At 57.3% G+C, this 22,864-nt stretch carries 20 protein-coding genes; 18 read left to right on the plus strand and 2 right to left on the minus strand.

What is annotated here, in order from left to right:
* Positions 1–31: 31 nt before the first annotated feature.
* Positions 32–1,324, minus strand: a complete 1,293-nt coding sequence (locus tag LC354_RS18755; protein ID WP_223426743.1) for a trimethylamine methyltransferase family protein — start codon at positions 1,322–1,324, stop codon at positions 32–34.
* A gap of 160 nt (positions 1,325–1,484) precedes the next feature.
* On the opposite strand from LC354_RS18755, the gene LC354_RS18760 reads away from it, so the two are divergent.
* The 18 genes from LC354_RS18760 to LC354_RS18845 all read left to right on the plus strand — a co-directional run bounded on the left by LC354_RS18760 (position 1,485) and on the right by LC354_RS18845 (position 20,547).
* Complete coding sequence (locus LC354_RS18760; RefSeq protein ID WP_223426745.1) at positions 1,485–3,899, plus strand: GcvT family protein; 2,415 nt, start codon at positions 1,485–1,487, stop codon at positions 3,897–3,899.
* Positions 3,900–4,043: 144 nt separating this feature from the next.
* Positions 4,044–5,081 carry a TRAP transporter substrate-binding protein gene (locus LC354_RS18765; RefSeq protein ID WP_399203906.1) on the plus strand — a complete coding sequence of 346 codons (1,038 nt, stop codon included), beginning with the start codon at positions 4,044–4,046 and terminating at the stop codon, positions 5,079–5,081.
* Positions 5,082–5,145: 64 nt separating this feature from the next.
* The gene (locus LC354_RS18770; RefSeq protein ID WP_223426747.1) at positions 5,146–5,715 is read left to right on the plus strand and encodes a TRAP transporter small permease; all 570 of its coding nucleotides are present in this window, start codon (positions 5,146–5,148) and stop codon (positions 5,713–5,715) included.
* A gap of 39 nt (positions 5,716–5,754) precedes the next feature.
* Entirely contained in the window at positions 5,755–7,074 is a 1,320-nt protein-coding gene (locus LC354_RS18775; RefSeq protein ID WP_223426786.1) for a TRAP transporter large permease, read from the plus strand.
* A 134-nt stretch (positions 7,075–7,208) separates the two neighbouring features.
* A complete protein-coding gene (locus LC354_RS18780; RefSeq protein WP_223426748.1) occupies positions 7,209–7,973 on the plus strand; it encodes a crotonase/enoyl-CoA hydratase family protein in 765 nt (254 codons plus the stop codon).
* Complete coding sequence (locus LC354_RS18785) at positions 7,973–8,443, plus strand: MarR family winged helix-turn-helix transcriptional regulator (protein ID WP_223426750.1); 471 nt, start codon at positions 7,973–7,975, stop codon at positions 8,441–8,443. The genes LC354_RS18780 and LC354_RS18785 overlap by 1 nt, the downstream gene beginning before the upstream one ends.
* Positions 8,440–10,221 (plus strand): feruloyl-CoA synthase, encoded by a 1,782-nt coding sequence (locus tag LC354_RS18790; protein ID WP_223426752.1) that lies wholly within the window; start codon positions 8,440–8,442, stop codon positions 10,219–10,221. Before LC354_RS18785 ends, LC354_RS18790 begins: the two co-directional genes overlap by 4 nt.
* The gene (locus LC354_RS18795) at positions 10,218–11,090 is read left to right on the plus strand and encodes an amidohydrolase family protein (protein WP_263289457.1); all 873 of its coding nucleotides are present in this window, start codon (positions 10,218–10,220) and stop codon (positions 11,088–11,090) included. The genes LC354_RS18790 and LC354_RS18795 overlap by 4 nt, the downstream gene beginning before the upstream one ends.
* An 84-nt stretch (positions 11,091–11,174) precedes the next feature.
* Positions 11,175–12,704 (plus strand): benzoate-CoA ligase family protein, encoded by a 1,530-nt coding sequence (locus LC354_RS18800; protein ID WP_223426753.1) that lies wholly within the window; start codon positions 11,175–11,177, stop codon positions 12,702–12,704.
* Entirely contained in the window at positions 12,704–13,522 is an 819-nt protein-coding gene (locus tag LC354_RS18805) for an alpha/beta fold hydrolase (RefSeq protein ID WP_223426755.1), read from the plus strand. The genes LC354_RS18800 and LC354_RS18805 overlap by 1 nt, the downstream gene beginning before the upstream one ends.
* A gap of 113 nt (positions 13,523–13,635) precedes the next feature.
* Positions 13,636–13,956, plus strand: a complete 321-nt coding sequence (locus tag LC354_RS28020; RefSeq protein WP_223426789.1) for a DUF309 domain-containing protein — start codon at positions 13,636–13,638, stop codon at positions 13,954–13,956.
* A gap of 103 nt (positions 13,957–14,059) precedes the next feature.
* Positions 14,060–15,721: a 2,3-epoxybenzoyl-CoA dihydrolase gene (boxC, locus tag LC354_RS18815; RefSeq protein ID WP_223426756.1), complete on the plus strand. Its 1,662-nt coding sequence runs from the start codon at positions 14,060–14,062 to the stop codon at positions 15,719–15,721.
* 98 nt (positions 15,722–15,819) lie between these two features.
* Positions 15,820–17,271 (plus strand): benzoyl-CoA 2,3-epoxidase subunit BoxB, encoded by a 1,452-nt coding sequence (boxB, locus tag LC354_RS18820; RefSeq protein ID WP_223426758.1) that lies wholly within the window; start codon positions 15,820–15,822, stop codon positions 17,269–17,271.
* An 86-nt stretch (positions 17,272–17,357) separates the two neighbouring features.
* On the plus strand, positions 17,358–17,528 hold the full coding sequence (locus LC354_RS18825; protein WP_223426759.1) for a hypothetical protein: 171 nt from the start codon (positions 17,358–17,360) through the stop codon (positions 17,526–17,528).
* Positions 17,525–18,706 carry a benzoyl-CoA 2,3-epoxidase subunit BoxA gene (boxA, locus tag LC354_RS18830; protein ID WP_223426764.1) on the plus strand — a complete coding sequence of 394 codons (1,182 nt, stop codon included), beginning with the start codon at positions 17,525–17,527 and terminating at the stop codon, positions 18,704–18,706. Before LC354_RS18825 ends, boxA begins: the two co-directional genes overlap by 4 nt.
* Positions 18,707–19,126 (plus strand): acyl-CoA thioesterase, encoded by a 420-nt coding sequence (locus LC354_RS18835; protein ID WP_223426766.1) that lies wholly within the window; start codon positions 18,707–18,709, stop codon positions 19,124–19,126.
* Between the two features lie 63 nt (positions 19,127–19,189).
* Positions 19,190–20,083, plus strand: coding sequence for a helix-turn-helix transcriptional regulator (locus tag LC354_RS18840; RefSeq protein WP_223426768.1), 894 nt, complete (start codon positions 19,190–19,192; stop codon positions 20,081–20,083).
* Positions 20,080–20,547, plus strand: coding sequence for a 3-hydroxyacyl-CoA dehydrogenase family protein (locus tag LC354_RS18845; RefSeq protein WP_223426769.1), 468 nt, complete (start codon positions 20,080–20,082; stop codon positions 20,545–20,547). The genes LC354_RS18840 and LC354_RS18845 overlap by 4 nt, the downstream gene beginning before the upstream one ends.
* A gap of 316 nt (positions 20,548–20,863) precedes the next feature.
* Here the strand turns inward: LC354_RS18845 and LC354_RS18850 are convergent, their stop codons facing one another.
* Positions 20,864–22,531 (minus strand): ABC transporter substrate-binding protein, encoded by a 1,668-nt coding sequence (locus LC354_RS18850; RefSeq protein WP_223426775.1) that lies wholly within the window; start codon positions 22,529–22,531, stop codon positions 20,864–20,866.
* Positions 22,532–22,864 lie beyond the last annotated feature (333 nt).

Genomic DNA, 22,864 nt, shown 5'->3' on the forward strand with positions numbered 1-22,864 from the left:
GAGGTAAAAGATACTTGATCCGCAGGCCTGATCAGGCGATCTTCGCGTCAGATGGCAGGCCACTTGGGGAATGTCGGCCAAAGTTATCCTCGTTTACTTCGACGCCGCGCAGGATGCGGTAGGTGGCAGCATGCATTTCATCATCCAGCACAAAGGCCTCGAAACTTGCGCCCAGAAGGGCGGCCGTCATGCCGGAGCTTTCATAGATCAGATTGCCGCCCGCCAAGGCGGCTGCAAGCGATGTAAGACCTTTTTCCGCGCCGTATTGAGCGTCGATTGCTTTGGCGTCCGTCATGCAGGCCGCGACACCGGAGACCAATCCCAACCAGTTGCTGAGTTGCGCCGATGCCGCGTTCTCACCGCCGCCGCCCGCAAAGGCACCAGTGCGCAGATCAATGACCAACGGCCAGTTGGAAAAGACCATGGGGTGGCCGGGTTTGATGGCGTGGACCATGACAAGGCTGGCCAGTGTCTCGGCCAGCGACTGGGCCAGAAAACCCGCAAGTGTTGCGGGTGCGGTGGCACCGGCCTGAGCGGCTGTGATGCAACTGACGGGAATGTTGTGGGCGATGCAGGCATAGACAGTCTCGACCGCGTCGGCCCCAAACCGCATTGGCGAAATCACCGGACTGATATGCGCCTTGACGAAGGGGCGCTTGGCAAAGCTGCCTTCGCCACCCGCGGCCATGTCGAACATTGCCACGATCGGGGCGACATGTTCGGCAAGGGTGAAGGCGGTCGCAACCGGTTTGTTCGTGTTCCGCAGAAGCGCGTACGCGGTGTTGACATCAAGAGCCCATTCGTCGGGCAGGTCGGTCGCGATGCAGCAGCGGGTAAACCAACTGATATTGGTGAGCGCGTCTTGCAAACGGGTAAAGTCATGCAAATCCGCCAGAGTGGCTGAGCGGTAGATATGGCTGTCGCGATCAAGCGTTTGCACCGCCGCTCCACCTGTACCGAAATGCACGGCGTTTCCGCCCACTTCGATACTGCGCGCAGGATCACGACCATGCAACGTGAAGGTCTTGGGCGCGTGATCAATCGCCTCTTCGACGAGGGTGGATGGCATCGAGACGCGTCCGTTTGGCATCGACACAGCGCCTGCTGCCTCAAGCGACGCGCGCAACCTGGTCGGCACTTCACCCATTCCCAGATCTGACAAAAGGCGCAACGCGGTGCGGTAAATGCTGTGTAGGTCAGCATCACTCAAGGGTTTGTATTGGCCCCCGATTTGACCCGGAGGTGCGGGATTCGATGGCGGACCGGCAGCGCGTGCGGCCATGCGGGCACGGCGGCCCGCGCGACGGGGAGTCGGATCTGACATTATGTCAGGGGCGTCCTATTTGCGATGTTTCACAAGCACTCGTTTCGCATTTTCGCGTCTGCGAATAGGTGTTTTCAGAACAGTGAATATGAAAGTGCGTGATTGACCGGGCCCGCATCGTGTTCATTGTTCCTCAAGCATTCAAATCCAGAGGCGTGAAATGAAGACCCAGACCCGTGCTGTTGTAATCGGCGGTGGCATCGCCGGATGTTCGACCCTGTATCATCTGACCCAGGAAGGGTGGACAGATGTGGTGCTCGTCGAGCGCGATGAGTTGACCAGTGGCACGACATGGCATTCGGCGGCGCAGGTCACGAACTTTGGGATGAACCAGACGATGGTTGGCCTGAAAACTCATTCCATCAACCTGTACAAGGAACTGGCGGACGACCCAGAATATCCGATCAACTATCACCATGCGGATGGTGGTATTCGGCTGGCCAACACGCAGGCACAGATGGATGGGTATCGCCATTTCACGTCCATGGCGCGCGGGATGGATGTGCATTTCGAGGTCTTGGACGCAGATGAATGCGCGCGACGCCACCCGCTGATCACCAAGGATGATCTGGTGGGCGGTCTATGGGATCCTTTGGACGGTGACATCGATCCTGCGCAGCTCTGTCAGGCCTTGGCCCGCCGCGCGCGCAAGGCGGGTGCGGAAGTTTATCGCCATACGCCAGTTACGGGGCTGACACAGCACAAAGACGACAGTTGGACGGTCCACACGACCAAAGGCGATATCGATTGCGAGGTCGTCATAAACGCTTGCGGATACCGTGTGAACGAAGTTGGTGCCATGATGGGTGTGCATCATCCCGTCGCTTCCATGGAGCATCAGTATTTCCTGACCGAAGAGATCCCTGCGATCCGTGATGCGGGTCACCGCATGCCTTTGCTCCGTTGCCCGATCAGTGACTATTACTGCCGTCAGGAAAAGAACGGTCTGCTGTTGGGCTTTTATGAGCAGGACTGCAAAACATGGGGAATGGACGGCATTTCGCCTGACTTCTCAAATGATCTTTGCCCCGATGATCTGGACCGCGTGACCGACGTTCTGGAAGGGGCGTTCGCACGGATGCCGGCCTTGATGGAGGTTGGTGTTCATACCATCGTCAACGGTCCGATCACCTATACGATTGACGGCGCGCCGCTGGTTGGTCCCATTCCGGGCAAACGCAATGCCTATTGCATCATCGGCCTGCGGGCGGGCTTGGGTGAAGGCGGCGGGCATGGCTGGCTCTTGGCGCAACAAATTGTGCACGGCGAAGCCTGCTATGACACATGGGTCATTGATCCGCGCCGCTTTACCGGGCACGGAAACGTGGAGCTGACGGCCCTGAAGGCCATCGAGGACTATCAAAACGAATTCCGTTTTCATTTCCCACACGAGCATCGTCCCGTCGGACGGCCCATGAAAACGACTCCGTTGACCCCGGTTCTGGCCGCGGAAGGTGCGGAGTTTGCCGTCGTGAATGGGTGGGAGCGTGTCGAATATATCAAGCCGTCCCCCGATTTCGAAGTAACCCTCGGGTTCCATTTCGATGAGGCGTTTGACGTTGTCGCGGGCGAGGTCGCTGCGGTACAAAACGCGGTGGGCCTGACGGAAGTCAGCGGCTTTAACCGGATCGAGATTGACGGCCCCGACGCCCACCGCTTCCTTGATCACATGATGTGCGGGCGCGTGACGTCGAAGCCGGGCAAAGTGGGCCTTGGCTACCTGCTCAACAGACATGGATGCGTCAAAACCGAGGCGACGGTTGCCAATATCCCCGACGGTCCGGTCTGGTACGGATCGGCCGCAGCGGCGGAATGGCATGACATGGATTGGCTAGCGCAGCACAGCGATGGCTTTGACGTCTCACTGCGCAGCCTGACCAACGACTGGACCATCCTTGTTCTGGCCGGGCCGCGCGCGCGCGACGTATTGAGCGCTGTCAGCCGGGACGATTGGTCCAAGGCGGCGTTCCCCTGGCTCTCCGTCCGGCATGCCTTTATCGGCATTGCGCCTGCCGTTGTCATGTCAGTCAGCTTTTCCGGCGAATTGGCCTATGAAATCCATGTTCCGAACAACCAGCTCTATGCCGCCTACCTTGCTTTGAAGGCAGCCGGGGAGGCACACGGGATGCGGCTTTTCGGGTCGCGGGCTGTGGAATCGATGCGCATGGAAAAAGGCTTCTTGCACTGGAAAGCGGATCTGATCACCGAGTTCGATCCCTTTGAAACCGGCCTGGACCGGTTCATCAAAATGGATAAGGACTTTGTCGGAAAGGACGCTCTTGTCGCGCGACAGAATGCGGGCCTGACGCGCAAGCTGGTGTCGCTGCATGTGGACGCCACAGATGCGCCTGCCCATGGTGGTGCGTCCGTCATGCAAGATGGTCAAGTCGTCGGGACTGTCACATCTGGCGATTGGGGGCACCGGGTTGGGATGAACCTTGCCTATGCATTTGTGGTGCCTGAGCTTTCGGACATTGGAACTGAAGTGCAGATAGACATCGTGGGAAAACTGGTGCCTGCCACTGTCATTTCGCCCGCACCATACGATCCACAGATGACGCTGCCACGGGGTTAAGCGCAGCCAATGCATAGGGGATTACAGTTCGGGATAGTTACAAAGGCAGGTGACAGCATACATTGCGTTGCATAACAATCGTGTTGGGAGAGCGAGTCAGACTCCGGTCTGGTCAAATCGCCTGAACCAATAGGGAGGAAATACATGACTGTTTCACGCAAATCGTTCCTGAACCTGATGGGGGCTGCGGCCCTCGCGATGGGTTTCGGCGGGGCGGCACAGGCGCAGGAAGTGACGCTGAGCCTGCACCAGTTCTTGCCCGCGCAAGCAAATGTGCCGAAGCTGGTGCTGGATGTCTGGGCCGACAATGTCGAAGAGGCGTCGGGTGGCCGGATCAAGATCGACCGCTACCCGTCGATGCAATTGGGCGGTAGCCCGCCGGAACTGATGGATCAGGCCATCGATGGCGTCGCTGATATCGTCTGGACCGTTGTCGGCTATACGCCTGGTCGCTATCCCAGCACCGAAGTGTTCGAGTTGCCCTTCATGATGACAAACGCCCGTGCGATGTCATCTGCATATTGGCAAATGTTCGAAACGCACATGAAAGAGACCGAGTTCAAGGACGTCCATATCCTTGGAACATGGGTCCACGGCCCAGGTATGATTCATGTCAACAAAGAGGTCAAAACGCCCGCCGACATGGAAGGCCTCAAGATCCGGGGCGGATCGCGCACGGTGAACAACCTGCTTGAGAAAATGGGTGCAACGCCGGTTGGTATGCCGGTGCCTGCGGTTCCCGAAGGGCTCAGCAAAGGTGTGATCGACGGCACGACGATTCCATGGGAAGTTACCGGTGCCTTGAAAGTCTCGGAACTGGTGGAAAACCACACTGAATTTGATGGCAACGCCCTTTATGTTCTGACCTTTGTCTTGGCGATGAACAAAGACCGCTACGAGAGCCTGCCGGCAGATCTGCAAAAGGTGATCGACGACAATTCGGGACTGGAGTTCAGTATTTTCGCCGGTGGCACTCAAGCGGATGCAGACGGACCATCGCGGCAAATTGCAGTCGATCGTGGCAACAATATCGTCACCGTATCGGGTGCTGATCTGGACGCGTGGATTGCCGTGGCCGTTCCGATCTATGCCGAATGGATCGCGGATATGGAAACCAAAGGTATCGACGGTCAGGCGCTGATCGACGAAGCGCGCGCTTTGATGGACGCATATGACGGCTAAGCCGTGATCGGGGTCGTGGTATTCCGTATCGCGACCCCGCTTAATCAATAAAAACGAGGCGTTCATGCACCGGGCGGTGGAAATCTTGTCACGCGGATCGGCAGTGATAGGCGGGGTCGTATTGATGATCCTGATCGTGCTCAGCACCTTGTCGATTGTCGGGCGCGAACTTTCGAAACTGGGGCATCGGCTCGCGGATGGTGATTGGTTTGCGGGGCTTGGCAACGCGCTGATCGCCACTGGCGTCGACGAGATCAATGGAACCTACGAACTGACGGAGGCGGGCGTCGCCCTTGCCATATTTGCCTTTCTGCCGGTCTGTCAGTTTTATGGTGCGCACGCGACCGTGGACGTATTCACGTCGCGACTGCCACGCAGCGCACTGGGCTGGTTGCGCGCCTTTTGGGAAATCGTGCTGTCTGCCACCATCATCTTTATCACGCTGCGACTGTATGATGGCATGCTGCGTTATCTGGGCAACGGAGAGACGACGCTGTTTCTGCAATTTCCGGTCTGGTGGTCCTATGCGGCCTGCGTCGGGGCCGCGGGGGTGGCGTGCATAACCGCGCTTTACTGCGCTTACGCCCGGCTGGCCGAAGCGGTCACCGGCAACACTTTTTTGCGCGAGGGTTGAGCCATGCAATTTCTGCTCGACCTGTTGCCCTTTTCGGATATGAGCCGCCTTGAACTTGGATTTTGGTCATTCCCGGTCCTGCTTGGCTTGATCTTCATCCGCGCACCGATTGGCCTTGCCATGCTGCTTTGTGGGTTTGGCGGTTGGTATTTTGCGATGAACGGAAACCCGACACCCCTCTTGGCCAAGTTGAAGTCGGAAACCTACACGACCTTTTCCAACTATTCGCTGACCATAATCCCTATGTTCTTGCTGATGGGGCAGTTTGCGACCCTGTCGGGCATGTCGACCGCGCTTTTCAAGGCGGCCGAGAGTTTTCTTGGACATCGCAAGGGCGGCGTCGCCATGGCGTCCGTGGGCGCCTGCGCGGGCTTTGGGGCCATCTGCGGATCGTCTCTGGCCACCGCTGCCACAATGGGCCGGGTCGCGTTGCCGGAGCTGAAACGCTACGGATATTCGGGCGGGTTTTCTACGGCGACCCTGGCCGCCGGCGGGACGCTGGGCATCCTGATACCGCCTTCAGTAATCCTCGTGATCTATGCGATCATCACCGAACAGAACATCGCGAAACTGTTTTTGGCCGCCTTCATCCCCGGCGTCCTGGCGGCCCTCGGCTATGTCATCACGATCTCAATCTATGTGCGGCTGTTCCCGAGATCTGCGGGGACCCGTCCGCCGGTGCCGATGGCGGAACGTTGGAAAGCGCTGGCGACGACCTGGCCGGTTCTGGTCATCTTTGGCCTTGTTGTGGGCGGGATTTATGCCGGGTGGTTCACACCCACCGAAGGGGCGGCGATCGGGGCCGCCGGGACAGGAACCGTCGCTCTTTTGGGGGGCAATCTGAACTGGACGAGGTTGGGAGAGGCTTTGATCGGAACGGCCAAAACCACGGCAATGATTTTTTTCATCGTGCTGGGCGCGGCATTTTACAACGGGTTTCTCGCATTATCCGGCGTTCCGCAATTCCTTGCCGATTACGTATTGAGCCAGAATCTCAGCCCCATTCTGGTCTTGTCCGTGATCCTTGTCTTTTATCTGATCTTCGGCTGCGTCATGGATAGCCTGTCGATGATCCTGCTGACCGTGCCGATCTTTTTCCCGGTGATCTCGGCTCTGGATTTCGGCATGTCACCGGAACATGTGGCCATCTGGTTTGGCATCCTTGTTCTGATCGTGGTCGAGGTGGGTTTGATCACGCCTCCAGTGGGTATGAACCTTTTTATCATCAATGCCATGGACCGTGAGACGCCAATCACCCAGACGTATAAGGCGGTCATGTTCTTTGTGGGGTCGGACATCGTGAGGGTCATCATTCTGGTCATGTTTCCGGCGATCACGCTGTTCCTGCTGCCGGGATAAATCGCGGCCCATTGGGCGCCTTGACGGTGCTGGGCCGACGCATGCGCCGGGCCGCGCGTCTCAATGCGTGACTTGCGTGCCCGTCCCGAATCGTGCCTCACTAGTTATGAGCTATAACTAATTGCGGCAGGACGATGGGCGAGAACCTGAAAATTGAAGTACACGCCGCGATCGCGGTCCTGACCCTGAACAGGCCGGCCAAACGCAATGCGATGTCGGACGCGCTTTTGGCAGAGATCGACGGGTTTTTTCGCATGCCGCCCTCCGGTGTTCGGGTCGCCGTCATTACGGGCGCGGGCGGTCACTACTGTGCCGGTCTCGACCTGAGCGAGCATGTCGCGCGCGACGCGGAAGGGACGATGCACCATTCGCGTGGGTGGCATGACGTGATGGACCGTCTGCAGGGGTCCGGCCTGCCTGTCGTATCGGCCCTGTCTGGTGCCGTGATCGGCGGCGGGCTTGAACTTGCCACGTCGACCCATGTGCGGATCGCGGAACCTGATTGTATTTTCCAACTGCCAGAGGGGCGGCGCGGTATCTTTGTCGGAGGCGGCGCGACTGTGCGTGTGGGCCGTATTCTGGGCGCGGACCGTATGACCGAAATGATGTTGACCGGACGCAAATATGGAACGGACGATGCCGTACGTATGGGGCTGGCGCATTATGCGGTTGCAACGGGCGAAGCCTTGCCAAAGGCACTGGAGATCGCCGAGCAGATCGCGGGCAATGCACCGCTCAGCAATTACATGATGATTCAAGGGATTGCCCGCATTCACGATATGGGGCGCAGTGACGGCTTGTTTGTCGAAAGCCTGTGCGCCGCGCTCGCACAGACCAGCCCGGACGCGGTCGAGGGATTGGCTGCCTTTCTGGAAAAGCGCAGTCCGAGTTTTCGCTGATGCGTGAAACGACGGGTGAACAAGTCGGCACAAACGTATCGGATACCGCGTTGCGCGGCTTTGTCGGGTACAACATGAAGCGCGCATTCAATGCGGTGCAAGCGGACCTGACCCGCACGTTGGCCCCGCACGGTCTGCGCATGATCACCTATTCCGTGCTGGCCCTTGTCGTTGAAAACCCCAGACTGCGCCCCAGCGCACTTGCCAAAGCTCTGACTGTCGAGCGCGCAAATCTGGTCGTTTACGTGGATCAGTTGGAACAGGCTGGCTGGGTCACCCGCACACCAAGCAGCACAGACCGACGGGCTTACGCTTTGCAAGCGACGTTGGAAGGTCAGCAGGTCTATGCCCGCGCCATGGCAGCAGTACGGGATCATGACCAGCGTATGCTTGGCGCATTAGACCCTTCCGATGTCGCGGTCGTCAACAAAGCGCTGGCGACGATCGAAGCGCAAGGGCGCTCTTTATGACCGATCACCTACACCTGCCGCCTCACAAGGTTGTCCGCCAAGATCGTCCTTATGGTTCGATCGTGCTGCGATCCGGTTATGAAATGCCGCCTTGTGCAACGTCGACAAACGAATGGCTGGAACGTTGGGCCGCAGAGACGCCGGATCAGGTTTTCTTGGCTCAAAGGTCCGGACCCGGGTGGGAAACACTCGCCTATGGCGAAGCGCTGGAGCGCGTGCGGGAGCTGGCGGCGGGACTTTTGGCGCGCGGCGTGCGTGGGCCGATCCTGATCCTGTCAGGGAATTCGATCGATCACGCCCTGCTCACCCTCGCGGCGAATTACGTGGGTCTGGTGACTGTGCCAGTCGCGGAACAATACAGCTTGATCCCGGCGGCGCACGGCCGACTGAAATATGTTGCTGATCTGGTGAAACCTGATTTGGTTTTTGCTGAAAACGGGGATGCCTATCGCGACGCTTTGATGATTGTGGGATCCGCTGCATTGTCGTCCACGCCCGGGGCGTCCGGTGCAATTGGATTGGATACCCTGACAGGCGGCGGGCATGCCGTCGATCCGGCACGGGCGCAAGTCGGACCCGAGACAATCGCTAAACTGTTGCTCACATCCGGGTCGACGTCCGATCCCAAGGCCGTCGAAACGACACAACGCATGATGACAGCCAATCAGGCCCAGATTGCAGTTTGCTTGCCATTTCTAAAAGCGCGCCCACCTGTGTTGGTGGACTGGTTGCCATGGAATCACGTGTTTGGTGGATCGCACAACTTCAATTTGGTGCTCGCCAACGGCGGCACGCTGTACATCGACGATGGCAAACCACTGCCCGCCCAGTTCCCCCGAACGGTCGAGAATCTCAGCCTCGTGTCAGGCACTATCTCATTCAATGTCCCAGTTGGCTTTGCACAATTGATCAAGGCACTGGAGCAAGATGCGGCAATGCGGGAAACGTACTTTCGTGATCTGGATATGATCTTTTATGCAGGTGCGTCCCTGCCTCAGGAAACCTGGAGCGTACTTGAGCGTATGTCCCTGGAGGTCGGGGGGCGCCTTCCGCTGATTACATCCAGTTGGGGGCTGACAGAAACTGCGCCTGCCGCGCTCTTGCAACATGCCCGGGCAAAGGGCGCGGGTATTGTGGGCGTTCCCTTACCGGGTGTTGCGGTCAAGCTCATTGATGACGGAACCGGGCGGATGGACGTCCGCGTCAAGGGCGACACAGTATTTTCCAACTACCATGCGAATTTGAAACAGACCTCTGAAGCTTTTGACGATGAGGGATTCTTCATGACCGGCGACGCGATGCGATTTGTTGAGCCGGATGACATGACCAAAGGGCTATGCTTTGACGGACGCCTGTCGGAGGACTTCAAGCTCAGCAGCGGAACATGGGTGCATGCGGCTGCTTTGCGGTTGGAAATGCTATCCGTGCTTGGGGGTCTGGCGCAGGATGTGGTGATTTGCGGTGCTGGGCAGAATGAAGTCGGGATGCTGATCGTGCCCGGGCCAGAAGCGCGAAACGGAAATGCTCTCAGAGGTGCGTTGTGCTGCGATGCTGCAGCTGAAATACGAAAACGTATGGAAATACATGCTGCAAACGAAACAGGCGCGACGAGAACCGTTGCGCGTGCTTTGGTGCTGGCTGATCCGCCCAGTATGGGGAATGGTGAAGTGACAGCGAAGGGGAATTTGAACTTTGCCAGAATACTTGACCGTCGCGCCGATCTTGTCGTTCGGCTTTATGAGAATGATGATCCAGCCAGTATTGTGATTTCGATATGATCGACCTTGAGAAAATTCGCGCCATCGACATTCATACCCATGCAGAAGAGCCCTGCGGGTGCCACGGTGATGACGGCTATGACGATCTTCAATCGACAATGGCAGAATATTTTCGTGCTCCTTGGAAGCATCCGCCGACCATGCCGGAAACTGCGGCGCATTATCGGGCGCAAAACATCGCTGCCGTGATTTTTCCTGTCGATGCCGAGCGTGAGACGGGGTATCGCAGATATGCGAACGAGGAAGTTGCCGAAATCGCTGCGGAAAACAACGATGTTCTGATCCCGTTTGCGAGTATCGACCCCTGGAAAGGAAAGATGGGCGTGCGCGAAGCCAAACGGTTGATGCGTGATTTCGAGATCAAGGGGTTCAAGTTTCACCCGACCATGCAAGGCTTTTACCCAAATGACAGAATTGCATATCCCTTGTACGAGGCGATCGAGGAGGAGGGCGGTATCGCGCTGTTTCATACCGGCCAAACCGGAGTAGGGTCAGGCATGCCGGGTGGCAACGGGATGCGGCTGAAGTATTCCAATCCGATGTATATGGATGATGTGGCCGTGGATTTTCCCGATCTCAAGATCATTCTCGCGCATCCAAGCTTTCCCTGGCAGGAAGAGGCACTGGCCGTCGCGCAGCACAAGCCGAACGTCTATATCGACTTGAGCGGGTGGTCCCCGAAGTATTTCCCGCCCATATTGGTGCGCTATTGCAATTCAATATTGCGCAAGAAGGTGATGTTCGGGTCCGATTGGCCGATGATCACTCCGGAACGCTGGTTGGCCGATTTTGAAGAGATCGACATCAAGGACGACGTGCGACCGGACATTCTGAAAAACAACGCAGCAGCGCTCCTGGGGTTGCATTAAATTGCGAGAGAAAATGTTCTGCCTTTCTGTATCGATAGTTTAATGCACTATAAAACATATTCTTGAGTCTTTGGGAGGAGACGCATGACGAACGCAGCAACCTTTTTTGTCGACCGTCATGTTATGGAGGGGCGTGGAGACAAGACGGCGTTCCGGGAGGTTGGGACGGGTCGAACACTGAGCTATGGTGAACTGGCAGACTTGTCGGGACGCGCGGCCGCAGCACTGATGGGACACGGTGTTCAGCGCGAAGAGCGCATGGCGATGCTGGTTCTGGATCAGATCGAATTCCCAATTTTGTTTTGGGGGGCTTTGAAAGCTGGCGTGGTTGCGGTTCCCTTGAACACCCTTTTGGCGACTCAAGTATATGACGTGATATTGCGCGACAGCAGAGCGACGACATTGGTTGTGTCGGAGGCGCTACTTGACGTCGTTACCCCTATCCTGGACGACAATCCCTATCTACGCCGGATTATCGTGATCGGTGGAGAAGGGTATAAAAATACGATATCGTATGTGGATTTCATGGCGTGCATGGACACGCCGGCAGGAACGTTCGAGGCGAGCGCCGATGAAACTGCCTTTTGGCTGTATTCGTCGGGTTCGACCGGACAGCCAAAGGGCGTGCATCATGTACATTCCGCCATGCAAGCGACGGCAGACACCTATGGCGCGCAGGTGTTGGGCATCCGCGAAGACGACGTTGTTTTTTCAGCGGCGAAGTTCTTTTTTGCCTATGGTCTCGGGAATTCAATGACGTTCCCCATGTCCGTTGGGGCAACATCATTGATCTTTTCCGGGCGTCCTACGCCTGACGGCGTGGTTGATATTCTTGCGCAGGAGCGCCCGACGATTTTCTGCGGCGTGCCAACGCTTTACGCAGCAATGGCAGCGTATATGGAGCAGCATGGCGCGCCGAATGCACCGTTGCGATTGAGCATTTCCGCCGGTGAAGCGCTGCCCGAAGATGTTGGCAGGCGATGGTTGAAATTGACAGGTGTCGATATTCTCGACGGCGTTGGCTCTACGGAAATGCTGCACATTTTCTTGTCCAACGCGCCGGGCAACGTAGTTTATGGCACGTCGGGTGTCGCTGTCCCTGGCTATGACGTCAGACTGGTTGATGAAAACGGCAGGGACGTGGGCATTGATACCGTTGGTGAGTTGCTGGTGAATGGTGCGTCCGCAGCCGGCGGCTATTGGAACAAACGCGATAAATCGCGCGATACTTTCGAAGGCGTATGGACCCGGACGGGCGATAAATATGAGAAACGAGCAGACGGGCGCTTTGTCTACTGTGGACGCACGGATGATATGTTCAAAGTGTCCGGCATCTGGGTCAGCCCTTTCGAGGTCGAGCAAGCGATCAGCAGTCATGCTGCGGTTCTGGAATGCGCGGTTGTTGCGGCACGGGACGAAGATGGACTGGAAAAGCCCAAAGCCTATGTGGTGGTGCAGGGTGAGCGGCCGGATGGGTTGGAAGACCTGCTGCGGGAACACGTGAAAGACCGGATCGGAAAATGGAAATATCCGCGTTGGATCGAATGCGTGGAGAGTTTGCCGAAAACCGCGACGGGCAAGATTCAACGCTTCAAGCTGCGCGAGGATGTGTGATGGAATGGTCCTCTGGTTTCATGACGGTCGCGGGTCACCGCCTGGAGTATGCGTGCTGGGGCCCAGAACCCAAGGATGCACCGACATTGGTCCTGTTGCATGAAGGGTTGGGGTCGGTCGGCCTGTGGCGCGATTGGCCGACCCAATTGGCGGAGGCAACCGGGTACGGTGTTCTGGCGTATTCGCGGGCGGGGTATGGGCGGTCTGCGCCAGTATCCCTGCCACGTCCGTTGGACTACATGACTCGCGAGGCCGAAGATGTCCTGGGCCACGTGCTGGATGCGGCCAAAATCCGATCCGCCGTGTTGCTTGGGCATTCAGACGGTGCCACGATCGCTGCGATTTACGCGGGGTCCGTGTCAGACATGCGCGTCCGGGGCTTGATACTGATCGCACCCCATTTCTTTACGGAGCCGAAAGGCTTGGAGGCGATCCGCGCCGCAAAACAGGCCTATGAAACCCAAGGTTTGAAAGAGCGCCTCGGCCGCCATCACGATGCGCCCGATATTGCGTTTTATGGGTGGCACGACGCATGGGACGATCCCGGAAACGCCAACTGGAATGTGGCGGACTGCATCGACCATTGGCGTATTCCGGCGCTGGCTATTCAGGGGACCGATGATGCCTATGGGACGATGGCCCAGATCGACGAGATCGAAGAACGGATCTATGCGCCTTTCGAGCGGCTTGATCTGCCGGGTATCGGGCACATACCGCATCAAGAAGCTGTCGAACCCGTAACCGCAGCAGTCGTGGAGTTCTGCACGCGTTTGCGGCGGTTGGAGAATGCGGATGTCCCGATCGCTGGCACAGGGTGAGTGAGGTTTTCCGACCGTCGCATGCGTATGTTCCCGGTGTGACGCCTCGGCATCCGGAGGGGGCTTTTGACGGTTTGAAGGCGGATATTGCTGACGGCATGACCGAGGCCGAAATGCAAAGCAGTCTGGCGTGGCGTGCGGGAACAATCTATCGCGCGGAAGGATATTACTGGGAGTGCCACGAGGTTTTGGAAGCTTTGTGGATGACGGCCCCGGACGGACCTTTGCGCAGATATGTGCAAGCGGTCATCCAGATGGCCAACGCGCAATTGAAAGAAAAAATGGGTCGACCAAAAGCTGCCGTCCGCCTTTGCGATATCGTGTGCAGGCATCTGGATGCCTGTGCGGGCGTTGAAACGATTCTTGGTCAACCTGTTGCTGCATTGCGCGCTGAAGCCCAAGATTTGTCATATCTACATCGAATATCGCATTAAAATGCACAATGAGACACGGGATCATATGACATGATGCGCATTTTACCACTCATAATGTACCATAATGCAAATTCAGGTAGCTTTGAGCTTGCAAGGAGAGCCTATGAGCAAGGTCATCGATTTTCAGACTGATCCGTCAAAGTATCGTCACTGGCGGATCGAATATGATGGACCTGTTGCCAACCTGTTCATGGACGTGGACGAGGATGGTGGTTTGTTTGATGGCTATCAGCTCAAACTGAACTCCTATGATCTGGGCGTGGACATCGAATTGGCTGATGTGGTTCAGCGGATGCGGTTCGAACACCCCGAGGTCAAAGTCGTCGTTCTGCGTTCTGCCAAGGAAAAGGTGTTTTGCGCGGGGGCCAATATTCGGATGCTCGGGGGCGCCGCCCATTCCCACAAAGTCAATTTTTGTAAATTCACGAACGAGACCCGCAACACGTTCGAAGCTGCGGAGGCGGATAGTGGTCAGAAGTACATCGCTGCCGTCAAGGGGGCCTGTGCGGGGGGCGGATATGAGCTCGCGCTGGCATGTAACCATATCATGCTGACGGACGACTCGTCCTCCTCCGTGGCGTTGCCCGAGGTGCCGCTGCTTGCCGTTTTGCCCGGCACGGGGGGACTGACCCGCGTGACGGACAAGCGCAAGGTGCGCAGGGATTTGGCGGATGTGTTTTGCTCCACCGAAGAAGGGGTAAAGGGCAAGCGCGCCGTGACTTGGAAGCTCGTGGACGAGGCGATTGCGAACTCGAAGTTTGACGAAACGGTCGAAGCCCGGGCGCGGGAATTTGCCGCCTCTTCGGCCAAAGTCGATGTGGCGTCGGGTATCTCGCTTGGGCCTTTGCGCCGCGTGATCGAGCCGGATGGCTCCCTGCGATACTCTTTGGTTGAGGTGCTCGTCGATCGTGATGCACGCCGCGCCACACTGACGATCGGTGGGCCGGAAACAGACGCCCCTGACGATATGGTGGCGTTTGAGGCGCAGGGAGATCAATCTTATATGCTGCGTTTGGCGCGGGAGTTGGATGATGCAATTCTCCATCTGCGGCTGAACGAAGCGGAGCTTGGTTTACTGGTGTTCCGGTCGCAGGGTGATCCAATCAAGATGGCGGCGCATGAGGCCGTGTTGATGGCCGATCCGGATCATTGGCTGGCCAATGAGGTTTTGAAATACTGGAAGCGGGTGCTGAAACGGATCGACGTGACCTCACGCTCGATGGTGGCATTGGTTGAACATGGCAGTTGTTTTGTCGGTGTGCTGGCCGAAATCCTGTTTTCGGTCGACCGCAGTTACATGATGGAAGATGAGTTTGAAGGTGACAACCGCCCGATCGCGACAGTGACCCTGACGGCTGCCAATTTCGGCCTGTTTCCCATGGGCAATGATCTGAGCCGGTTGCAAAACCGATTTTATGGCACACCCGAAGCGGTTGATACGGCCCAAGGTCATATGGGTGAGGCCCTTGAAGCCGCAGAAGTCAACGATCTGGGTTTGGTCACGATGATCCTCGACGATATCGACTGGGATGACGAGATCCGCATCTTTATGGAAGAGCGCGCCAGCTTTAGTCCGGATGCAATGACCGGGATGGAAGCGAACTTGCGCTTTGTCGGGCCCGAGACCATGGAAACCCGCATCTTTGGCCGCCTGACTGCGTGGCAAAACTGGATTTTCAATCGTCCAAACGCCGTGGGGGCCGAAGGGGCCTTGCAGCGCTATGGCACGGGCGTGCGCGGAAATTACGACATGGAGCGGGTTTGACCGGCGCAGGCGGAGGATGCCTCCGCCTTACGGGAAAGACCCTGAACGTAGACTTGTAAGGCGGCGCCTGCCCCGCCGATCTTTGAGGAGAGACCGGAATGCTTGATCTGATAAATGTCAGCTATGATACGCAAATCCCGAACAATGTTGGCCTCAGCGAAGACCGCAAGGTTCTGAAAGCGCTGGAAAAGTGGCACCCTGGGTATATCAATTGGTGGAACGACCTGATCCCGCAAAACTTTCAGGACAGCATGGTCTATCTTCGGACGGCGGTGAGCGTCGATCCCAAGGGCTGGGCCAAGTTCGACTATGTTAAGATGCCGGAGTATCGTTGGGGCGTTCTTTTGGCCCCTGCGGTTGAAGATCGCAAAATCCCCATGGGCGAACATTACGGTGAACCTGCCTGGCAGGAAGTCCCGGGCGAATACCGAAACATGCTCAAGCGCCTGATTGTCATTCAGGGCGATACCGAGCCGGGATCTGTCGAACAACAACGGTTCCTCGGGCTAACGGCACCCAGCTTGTATGACATGCGAAACCTCTTTCAGGTCAATGTCGAAGAGGGCCGGCACTTGTGGGCGATGGTATATCTGCTGCAAAAGTATTTCGGCAAGGATGGGCGCGAAGAGGCCGACGACATGCTTGTGCGCTCCTCTGGCAGCGAAGAAGCGCCGCGGATGCTGGGTGCGTTCAACGAAGAGACGCCGGATTGGTTGTCTTTCTTCATGTTCACCTATTTCACGGATCGCGACGGCAAGATGCAGCTCGAAAGCCTCGCGCAATCGGGCTTTGATCCACTGTCGCGCACCTGCCGCTTCATGCTGACCGAAGAAGCGCACCACATGTTTGTGGGCGAAACCGGAGTTGGCCGCACCATTCAGGCGACGTTGGACGCGATGAACGCCAATGGTATCACTGACCCATACAATGTGGGTAAAATCCGTGATCTGGGGGTCATCGATCTGCCCACGATCCAGAAAAAACTGAACCTGCATTATACCTTGTCGCTGGACCTGTTCGGCCAAGAGGTGTCGACCAACGCAGCCAACGCCTTCAACTCGGGTATCAAGGGGCGGTACATGGAGCAGCGGATCGACGATGACCACAAGTTGCAAAACGATACCTACGCGGTGACAAGTATCAAGGATGGCCAAATCCTGACGGAGGATGTCCCGGCGCTGACGGCCATCAATATGCGGTTGCGTGATGATTATGTGCGCGATGCGTCGGGGGGCGTGGGGCGCTGGAACAAGCTGATTGCAAAGTCGGGGATCGAGTTTGCGCTCAAGCTGCCGCATGAAGGGTTTCACCGCCAGATCGGCGTATTCTCTTCGGTTGCGGTGGACCCGGATGGAAATATCATTTCGGCAGAGGATTGGGCGAAGCGCCAACACGAGTGGTTGCCTACCAAAGACGATGGGGCCTTTGTCCAGTCTTTGATGAAACCGTGTTTTGAGCCCGGAAAATACGCCAGTTGGATTGCGCCGCCCAAGGTTGGTATCGACAACAAGCCAGGTGATTATGAATATGTAAAGCTGCACATGGCGTGACGCCGAAGGCGGGCGATGCGCCGGAAATGCGCAGACCCCGTAAGGCGCACCCCGGTGCGCCATGTTCGAGACAGACGGAGACTTGAATGAGCACATCCCGAGAAATAGGTCACGCGCCGCGCGTTCAGGCGCTGGCGAAAGAGATCAATACTCTTACCGGCCCCTGTGTGGGATGCACGGAATGTGACGGGCTCTGTCATGCTTTGATCGAGGCGCTCGTGGTGCCTGGGATCGTGCTGCAGAGACGCGGCACATGAATTCTCCGCTCAAGCAGCATCTGATTGACCCCGAGATTTGCATCCGTTGCTATACTTGCGAAATGACCTGTCCCATTGGGGCGATACAACATGACGATAACAACGTCGTTGTTGACCCGGAAATTTGCAATCATTGCATGGACTGCATTCCCGTCTGCCCTACAGGCTCGATCGACGAATGGCGTGTTGTGAACACGCCTTACAGTCTTGACGAACAATACGCATGGGAGGAATTGCCAGAACAACAAGAGCTCGCAACCACGTCGCCGGAAGAGGACGAAGTCGATGCATCCGTCGCCCGCTTGCTCGCCGAAGCGCATGCGGGTGCCGGCGGCAAATCCAAACCGCCCGCGTCTGCGGCCAAGCCGGTTATCAACCTTTATAATCTGGGCAAGCCTGTGACTTTGACCGTGCAAGGCAATTACCGGTTGACGCGCGACCCCGACCACGATGTTCGGCATATCATTCTTGAGACCAACGGCTTGCCCTTCCCGGTGCTGGAGGGGCAATCGGTCGGCATCATTCCGCCCGGCGCGGACGGTGACGGGAACGCGCATCTTCCACGACTGTATTCCGTATCGTCGCCGCGCGATGGTGAGCGTCCGGGATACCACAACATTTCGCTTACGGTGAAGCGGGAGGGGCAGGGCATTGCGTCGAACTATCTGTGTGACCTTGAGAAGGGTGCCGATGTTCAGGTGACTGGTCCCTTTGGTGCGACCTTCCTCATGCCCAACGACCCGGACGCCCGTATTTTGATGATCTGTACCGGCACAGGCTCCGCCCCGATGCGCGCCTTTACCATGCAGCGTCAAAGGGCAGGTGGCGGTGAGATGGCCGCAATGACCATGTTCTTTGGCGCGCGCACGCCAGAAAGCCTGCCATATTTCGGACCGCTCAAGAAGGTTCCCGAAGGCGTCTTGCAGCAACACCTGGTGTTCAGCCGATTGCCGGATCAGCCAAAGGAATACGTTCAGGATCGCATGCTGTCTCGGGCGGAAGCGGTCGCAGATATTTTGCGTGATCCGGGAGCCTATATTTATGTGTGCGGCCTCAAGGAAATGGAGTCAGGCGTTGAAAAGGCGCTCACCACCATTGCCGAAAGCACAGGTCAGCCGTGGTCAGCCTTGCGCGACACAATGCGTGACGAAGGTCGGTTTCATGTGGAAACCTATTGAATGACTGCAGAGCCGTTTGTGCATGAAATTCGCGTAACCTGGGGTGATTGTGATCCTGCCCGGATTGCCTATACCGCCCGGCTGCCATGGTTCGCATTGGATGCGATCAACGCATGGTGGGAGGCGCATCTGGGCGGCGATGGTTGGTATCAGATGGAGCTGGATCGGAATATCGGAACTCCATTCGTCAATCTGAACATGGATTTTCGTCATCCGGTCACGCCGCGTCATCGCCTCATGTGCGAGGTTTGGCCCAATCGTCTCGGTGTCAAATCCGTTTCGTTTTCCGTGATTGGTCGACAGAACGGCATCACTTGTTTTGATGGCCAGTTTACGTGTGTGTTCATCATCGCGGACCAATTCAAGAGCCAAAGTGCCCCGCCAGAATTGCGCGCTGTGATTGAGCCGTTCTTAAGGTAAGAAAGTCCGTTGAAGAATAGCATCGGGGCGCTACTTAACCCGTATTTTGAGCAATTTTCATGCATGACGCTAACACGACGGATACCACAACCTCAGCTGCCACTGATTGAGCGGCTCGCTAAACGCGTGCGCGCTGCACGGACAGCACAAGGCTTGCCGCGTCGATTGCTGTCAGAACGTTCGGGCGTGTCTCCGCGTTATCTGGCGCAGCTTGAGGCAGGCGAGGGGAATATTTCCGTCGTATTGCTGAGCCGGATCGCGGCGGCCTTGAACCTCAAGATCGAAGATCTTTTGAGCGAGACAGACCCGCTGGGCGACGACGTGGCGCGGGTGGCTGCGCTGTACCGTGCCGCCCCAGCCCCTGTTCAGGGGCGGGTGCGGGCTTTGCTGGCGCCGGAACACCCCATGGCGCAGAGGGCGCAGCGGATTTGTCTGGTGGGATTGCGCGGGGCCGGAAAATCGACGCTTGGGCACGCGGCTGCGGAGAAACTGAAAGTTCCTTTTGTCGAGCTGAATACAGAGATTGAACGCGCGGTCGAGATGCCTCTGGCCGAGATCATGGCGCTCTATGGTCAGGACGGCTACCGCAGTCTGGAGGCCGAAGCGGTCGAACGCGTAATACGGACCCATGACAAGTTGATCCTGGCCGTGGCTGGCGGAATCGTGGCTGCTCCTTCGACCTATGCAAAGGTTTTGGCACGGTTCCATACCGTGTGGATACGAACGAGTGCGGCCGAGCACATGGCGCGGGTGCGCGCACAGGGTGACTTGCGTCCGATGGAGGGTAACCCGGAGGCAATGGATCAGCTCAAGCATTTCCTGACTGCCCGTACGCCGCAGTACAAACAAGCGCAGGCGGAGGTGAACACAGCGTCCAAACCGGTGCAGACGTCGATAAATGACTTGCTTGCCGTTATTGCTAAACATCGCTTTTTGGACAGCATTGGTCGGGAATGAACGAGGCAGTACACCCGCTTCAGCGCCGGTTCTGGGCTGTTTGTGAACAAATTCTGATGGATCACACCAACCCGTGGGAGTTGGATGAAGCTCTTACCGATTGGGGCTATGCGATGGGTCCGTGCGAGGCACAGGACCTTGTCGGGCTGGATGTTGTGCTTGCTGCTCGGAAACTCGATATGCAACTTCCGATTTTGCCACGGATGGTCGCAGAAGGCCGGTTAGGGAAGAAAACCGGCTGGGGTTACTACCGCTATCCCGGTGGAAATGGTGCGGTGATTGATCCGCTGATCGAGGATCTGATCCTCGAAGAAGTTCGATTTGCCAAGCATCCCCGCACGGCATTGGAGGGGGAGCTTTTGGTTGATCGTGTGCACGCCTTGATGTCAGAGCACGTGCGAGCCGATCCTGTAGGCGCAGTTGCCGTGCTGCATTTTCCGGTGAACAAGGTCGGTTTGCTTTAGCTTGGTCCGTTGGTCGGACGCTCTTTGACCGCTTGCGCGGCAAAGACGCCCCGCCCACCGTCCCTCAAAAAAAAGCCCAATGCATCGGGGTGCTCCGCTCGCATTGGCGCCCACTTTCAACATGACCGCGGTATAAGGCCCATTCGTGGAATTGTGCAGCAATTGTTGCGCGCGCCAAGTGCGCGCCGCGCGTTAATCAACCCGGTTCGGCAAATGCATGATGGGGTCAGTACTGGCGCGACAACCTGTCTCTCTCACAATAAAAGGGGCCGCCCTTGGCAGGCGGCCCCGATCATTCTTGAACCTGTAGTTTGGATCAGGTCCAGGCCATGCGGGCCGGGTGATATTCAAACCCGATATGGTGTCCCGCGCCGATGAGCCCTATGCGCGTGTGGTTATAAAGCGAGCGCCAATACGGTTGGATCGTCACGGCGTCTTCTTGCAGCAGTGTTTGTCCTTTGGCCATCAATGCGCGGCGCTTTTCGAGGTCCGGCGTAGCAAGAGCCTCTGTCAGGATTGCGTCGAACTCTTCGCTCGCATAGCCAAATTCGTTCCAGGCTTCGCCCGAACGATAGGCCAGCGCCCAGATTTGCACACCGAGGGGGCGCGGGTTCCAGTTTGTCGAGCTGAACGAATACTTGGTCCAGTCGTTCCAGAACGTCGAACCGGGCAGGATTGTCCGCTTCACGTTTATGCCTGCATCCCGAAGCTGGGCTGCCACCGCATCGGTGGTGTCCTTGCGCCACGCATCGTCAATCGAGAACAGCTCGTGCTCGAAATCGCTCATGCCCGCTTCGTCCATCAGGGCCTTTGCAGCTGCCGGGTCAAACTTCGGAGGAGGCACATCCGCATATTCCGGGTGCATCGGGCCAACGTGGTGGTTGTTCGCCACGATGCCGCGCCCTGCATAGCCGAGTTCCAATAGCACGTTGTTGTCGACAGCCATGCTGATCGCCTGGCGGACGCGCTTGTCCTCGTAGGGTCTCATGCCATCCACTTCGGCCAGTTGGTTTGGACGGATGACGATGGTCGCACCAGTGGCGATCGTGTTTTCGTTCCAGCCGTCCAATGTGTTCATGATGTCGATGAACTCACCTTCGATGCTGTAGAGCATGTCAACTTCGTCGGCTTCGGCGGCCGCAATCCAAGCAGAGGGGTCGGTGCCGTAGTCGATGTATTCGAGACGGTCGATGTAAGGTCCACCATAGACGTCTGTGCCCCACCACGTGTGATCTGGGTTCTTGACCAGAACACCTTTAACGCCGACTTCGAGCGACTCGGGCAGATAGGCGCCTGTTCCGATCGGGTTGTCCAGCATGCTGTCAACGGTGAACGAACTGTGCACGATGGCGGCGGGATAGTCTGCCATGCCCGCAACCAGCGTAATGTCGGGAACTGGCAAAACCAGCTTGACCGTATGGCTGTCCACGACCTGAATGGCGCCTTCGAGTGCCTTGCCAGTCGATTCATCAATCAGCGTGGCAAAACGGCCCGCCATCGAATTACCTTCCAGGTCTTTTTCACACCAGCCCGTGATGTTGCGTGCCACGTCTTCCGCAGTGAAATCGTCGCCATTGTTCCACTTGACGCCCTTACGGACATTCAGAGTGTATTCGGTGGCATTGTCATTGATTTCCCAGCTTTCCAGAAGGGCAGGCGTGAATGTGCCGTCGTTTTCCCAGATTGCCAGATATTCCAGCCATCCACGAGAGAAGTTTGCGATTTGCGACCAGTCATAGGTGCGCGGGTCTTTGAGGGCGCGGACTTCCATCTGGCAACGGACAGTGCCGCCTGTTTTTGCGTGGGACTCAGCCCGTGCAGGAGCCGCGAGGCCGAGCATGGCATAAGCGGTTGCTGTCGTTGCGCCGAATGTGCTGGCCATCGCCAGGAATTCGCGGCGGCTGACATCGTCCTCGCCGACTGTTGCGGCCGAATCCACGGCGGATTTCGGTAGCGGTTTACCGGTGCGGGTTAAAAAGTTCATTTTCTTCCTATCTGTTGGCGTCGCGGGTTTTTACGCGCCCTGAATAAGCGAGGGTCGAGCCCCGCCTATCGGTGTTGCAGTTGACCTGCGTTCTTTCGCCTCCCCTTGTGGGGGACGCCCGGATTTCAAACGATCAGGCGCATGGCGTCAACCCATCATCGGGGTCAAGCCCCGGGCCAAAGCGGCAATGGAGTTCACTTTCCACCTAATGGATCGAAGCCACCGGCTTCTAGCCGGTCCGCTTCAGCGAATCTTTCTCTGATCTTCTCTCCTGAATTTTGAAACCCGCTGTGGCGGTATGGTTTCAAAATTCAGGAGAGAAGATCATGCGTT

The organism is Tateyamaria pelophila (genome assembly GCF_019966495.1).
In the GTDB taxonomy this organism is placed as follows: domain Bacteria; phylum Pseudomonadota; class Alphaproteobacteria; order Rhodobacterales; family Rhodobacteraceae; genus Tateyamaria; species Tateyamaria pelophila.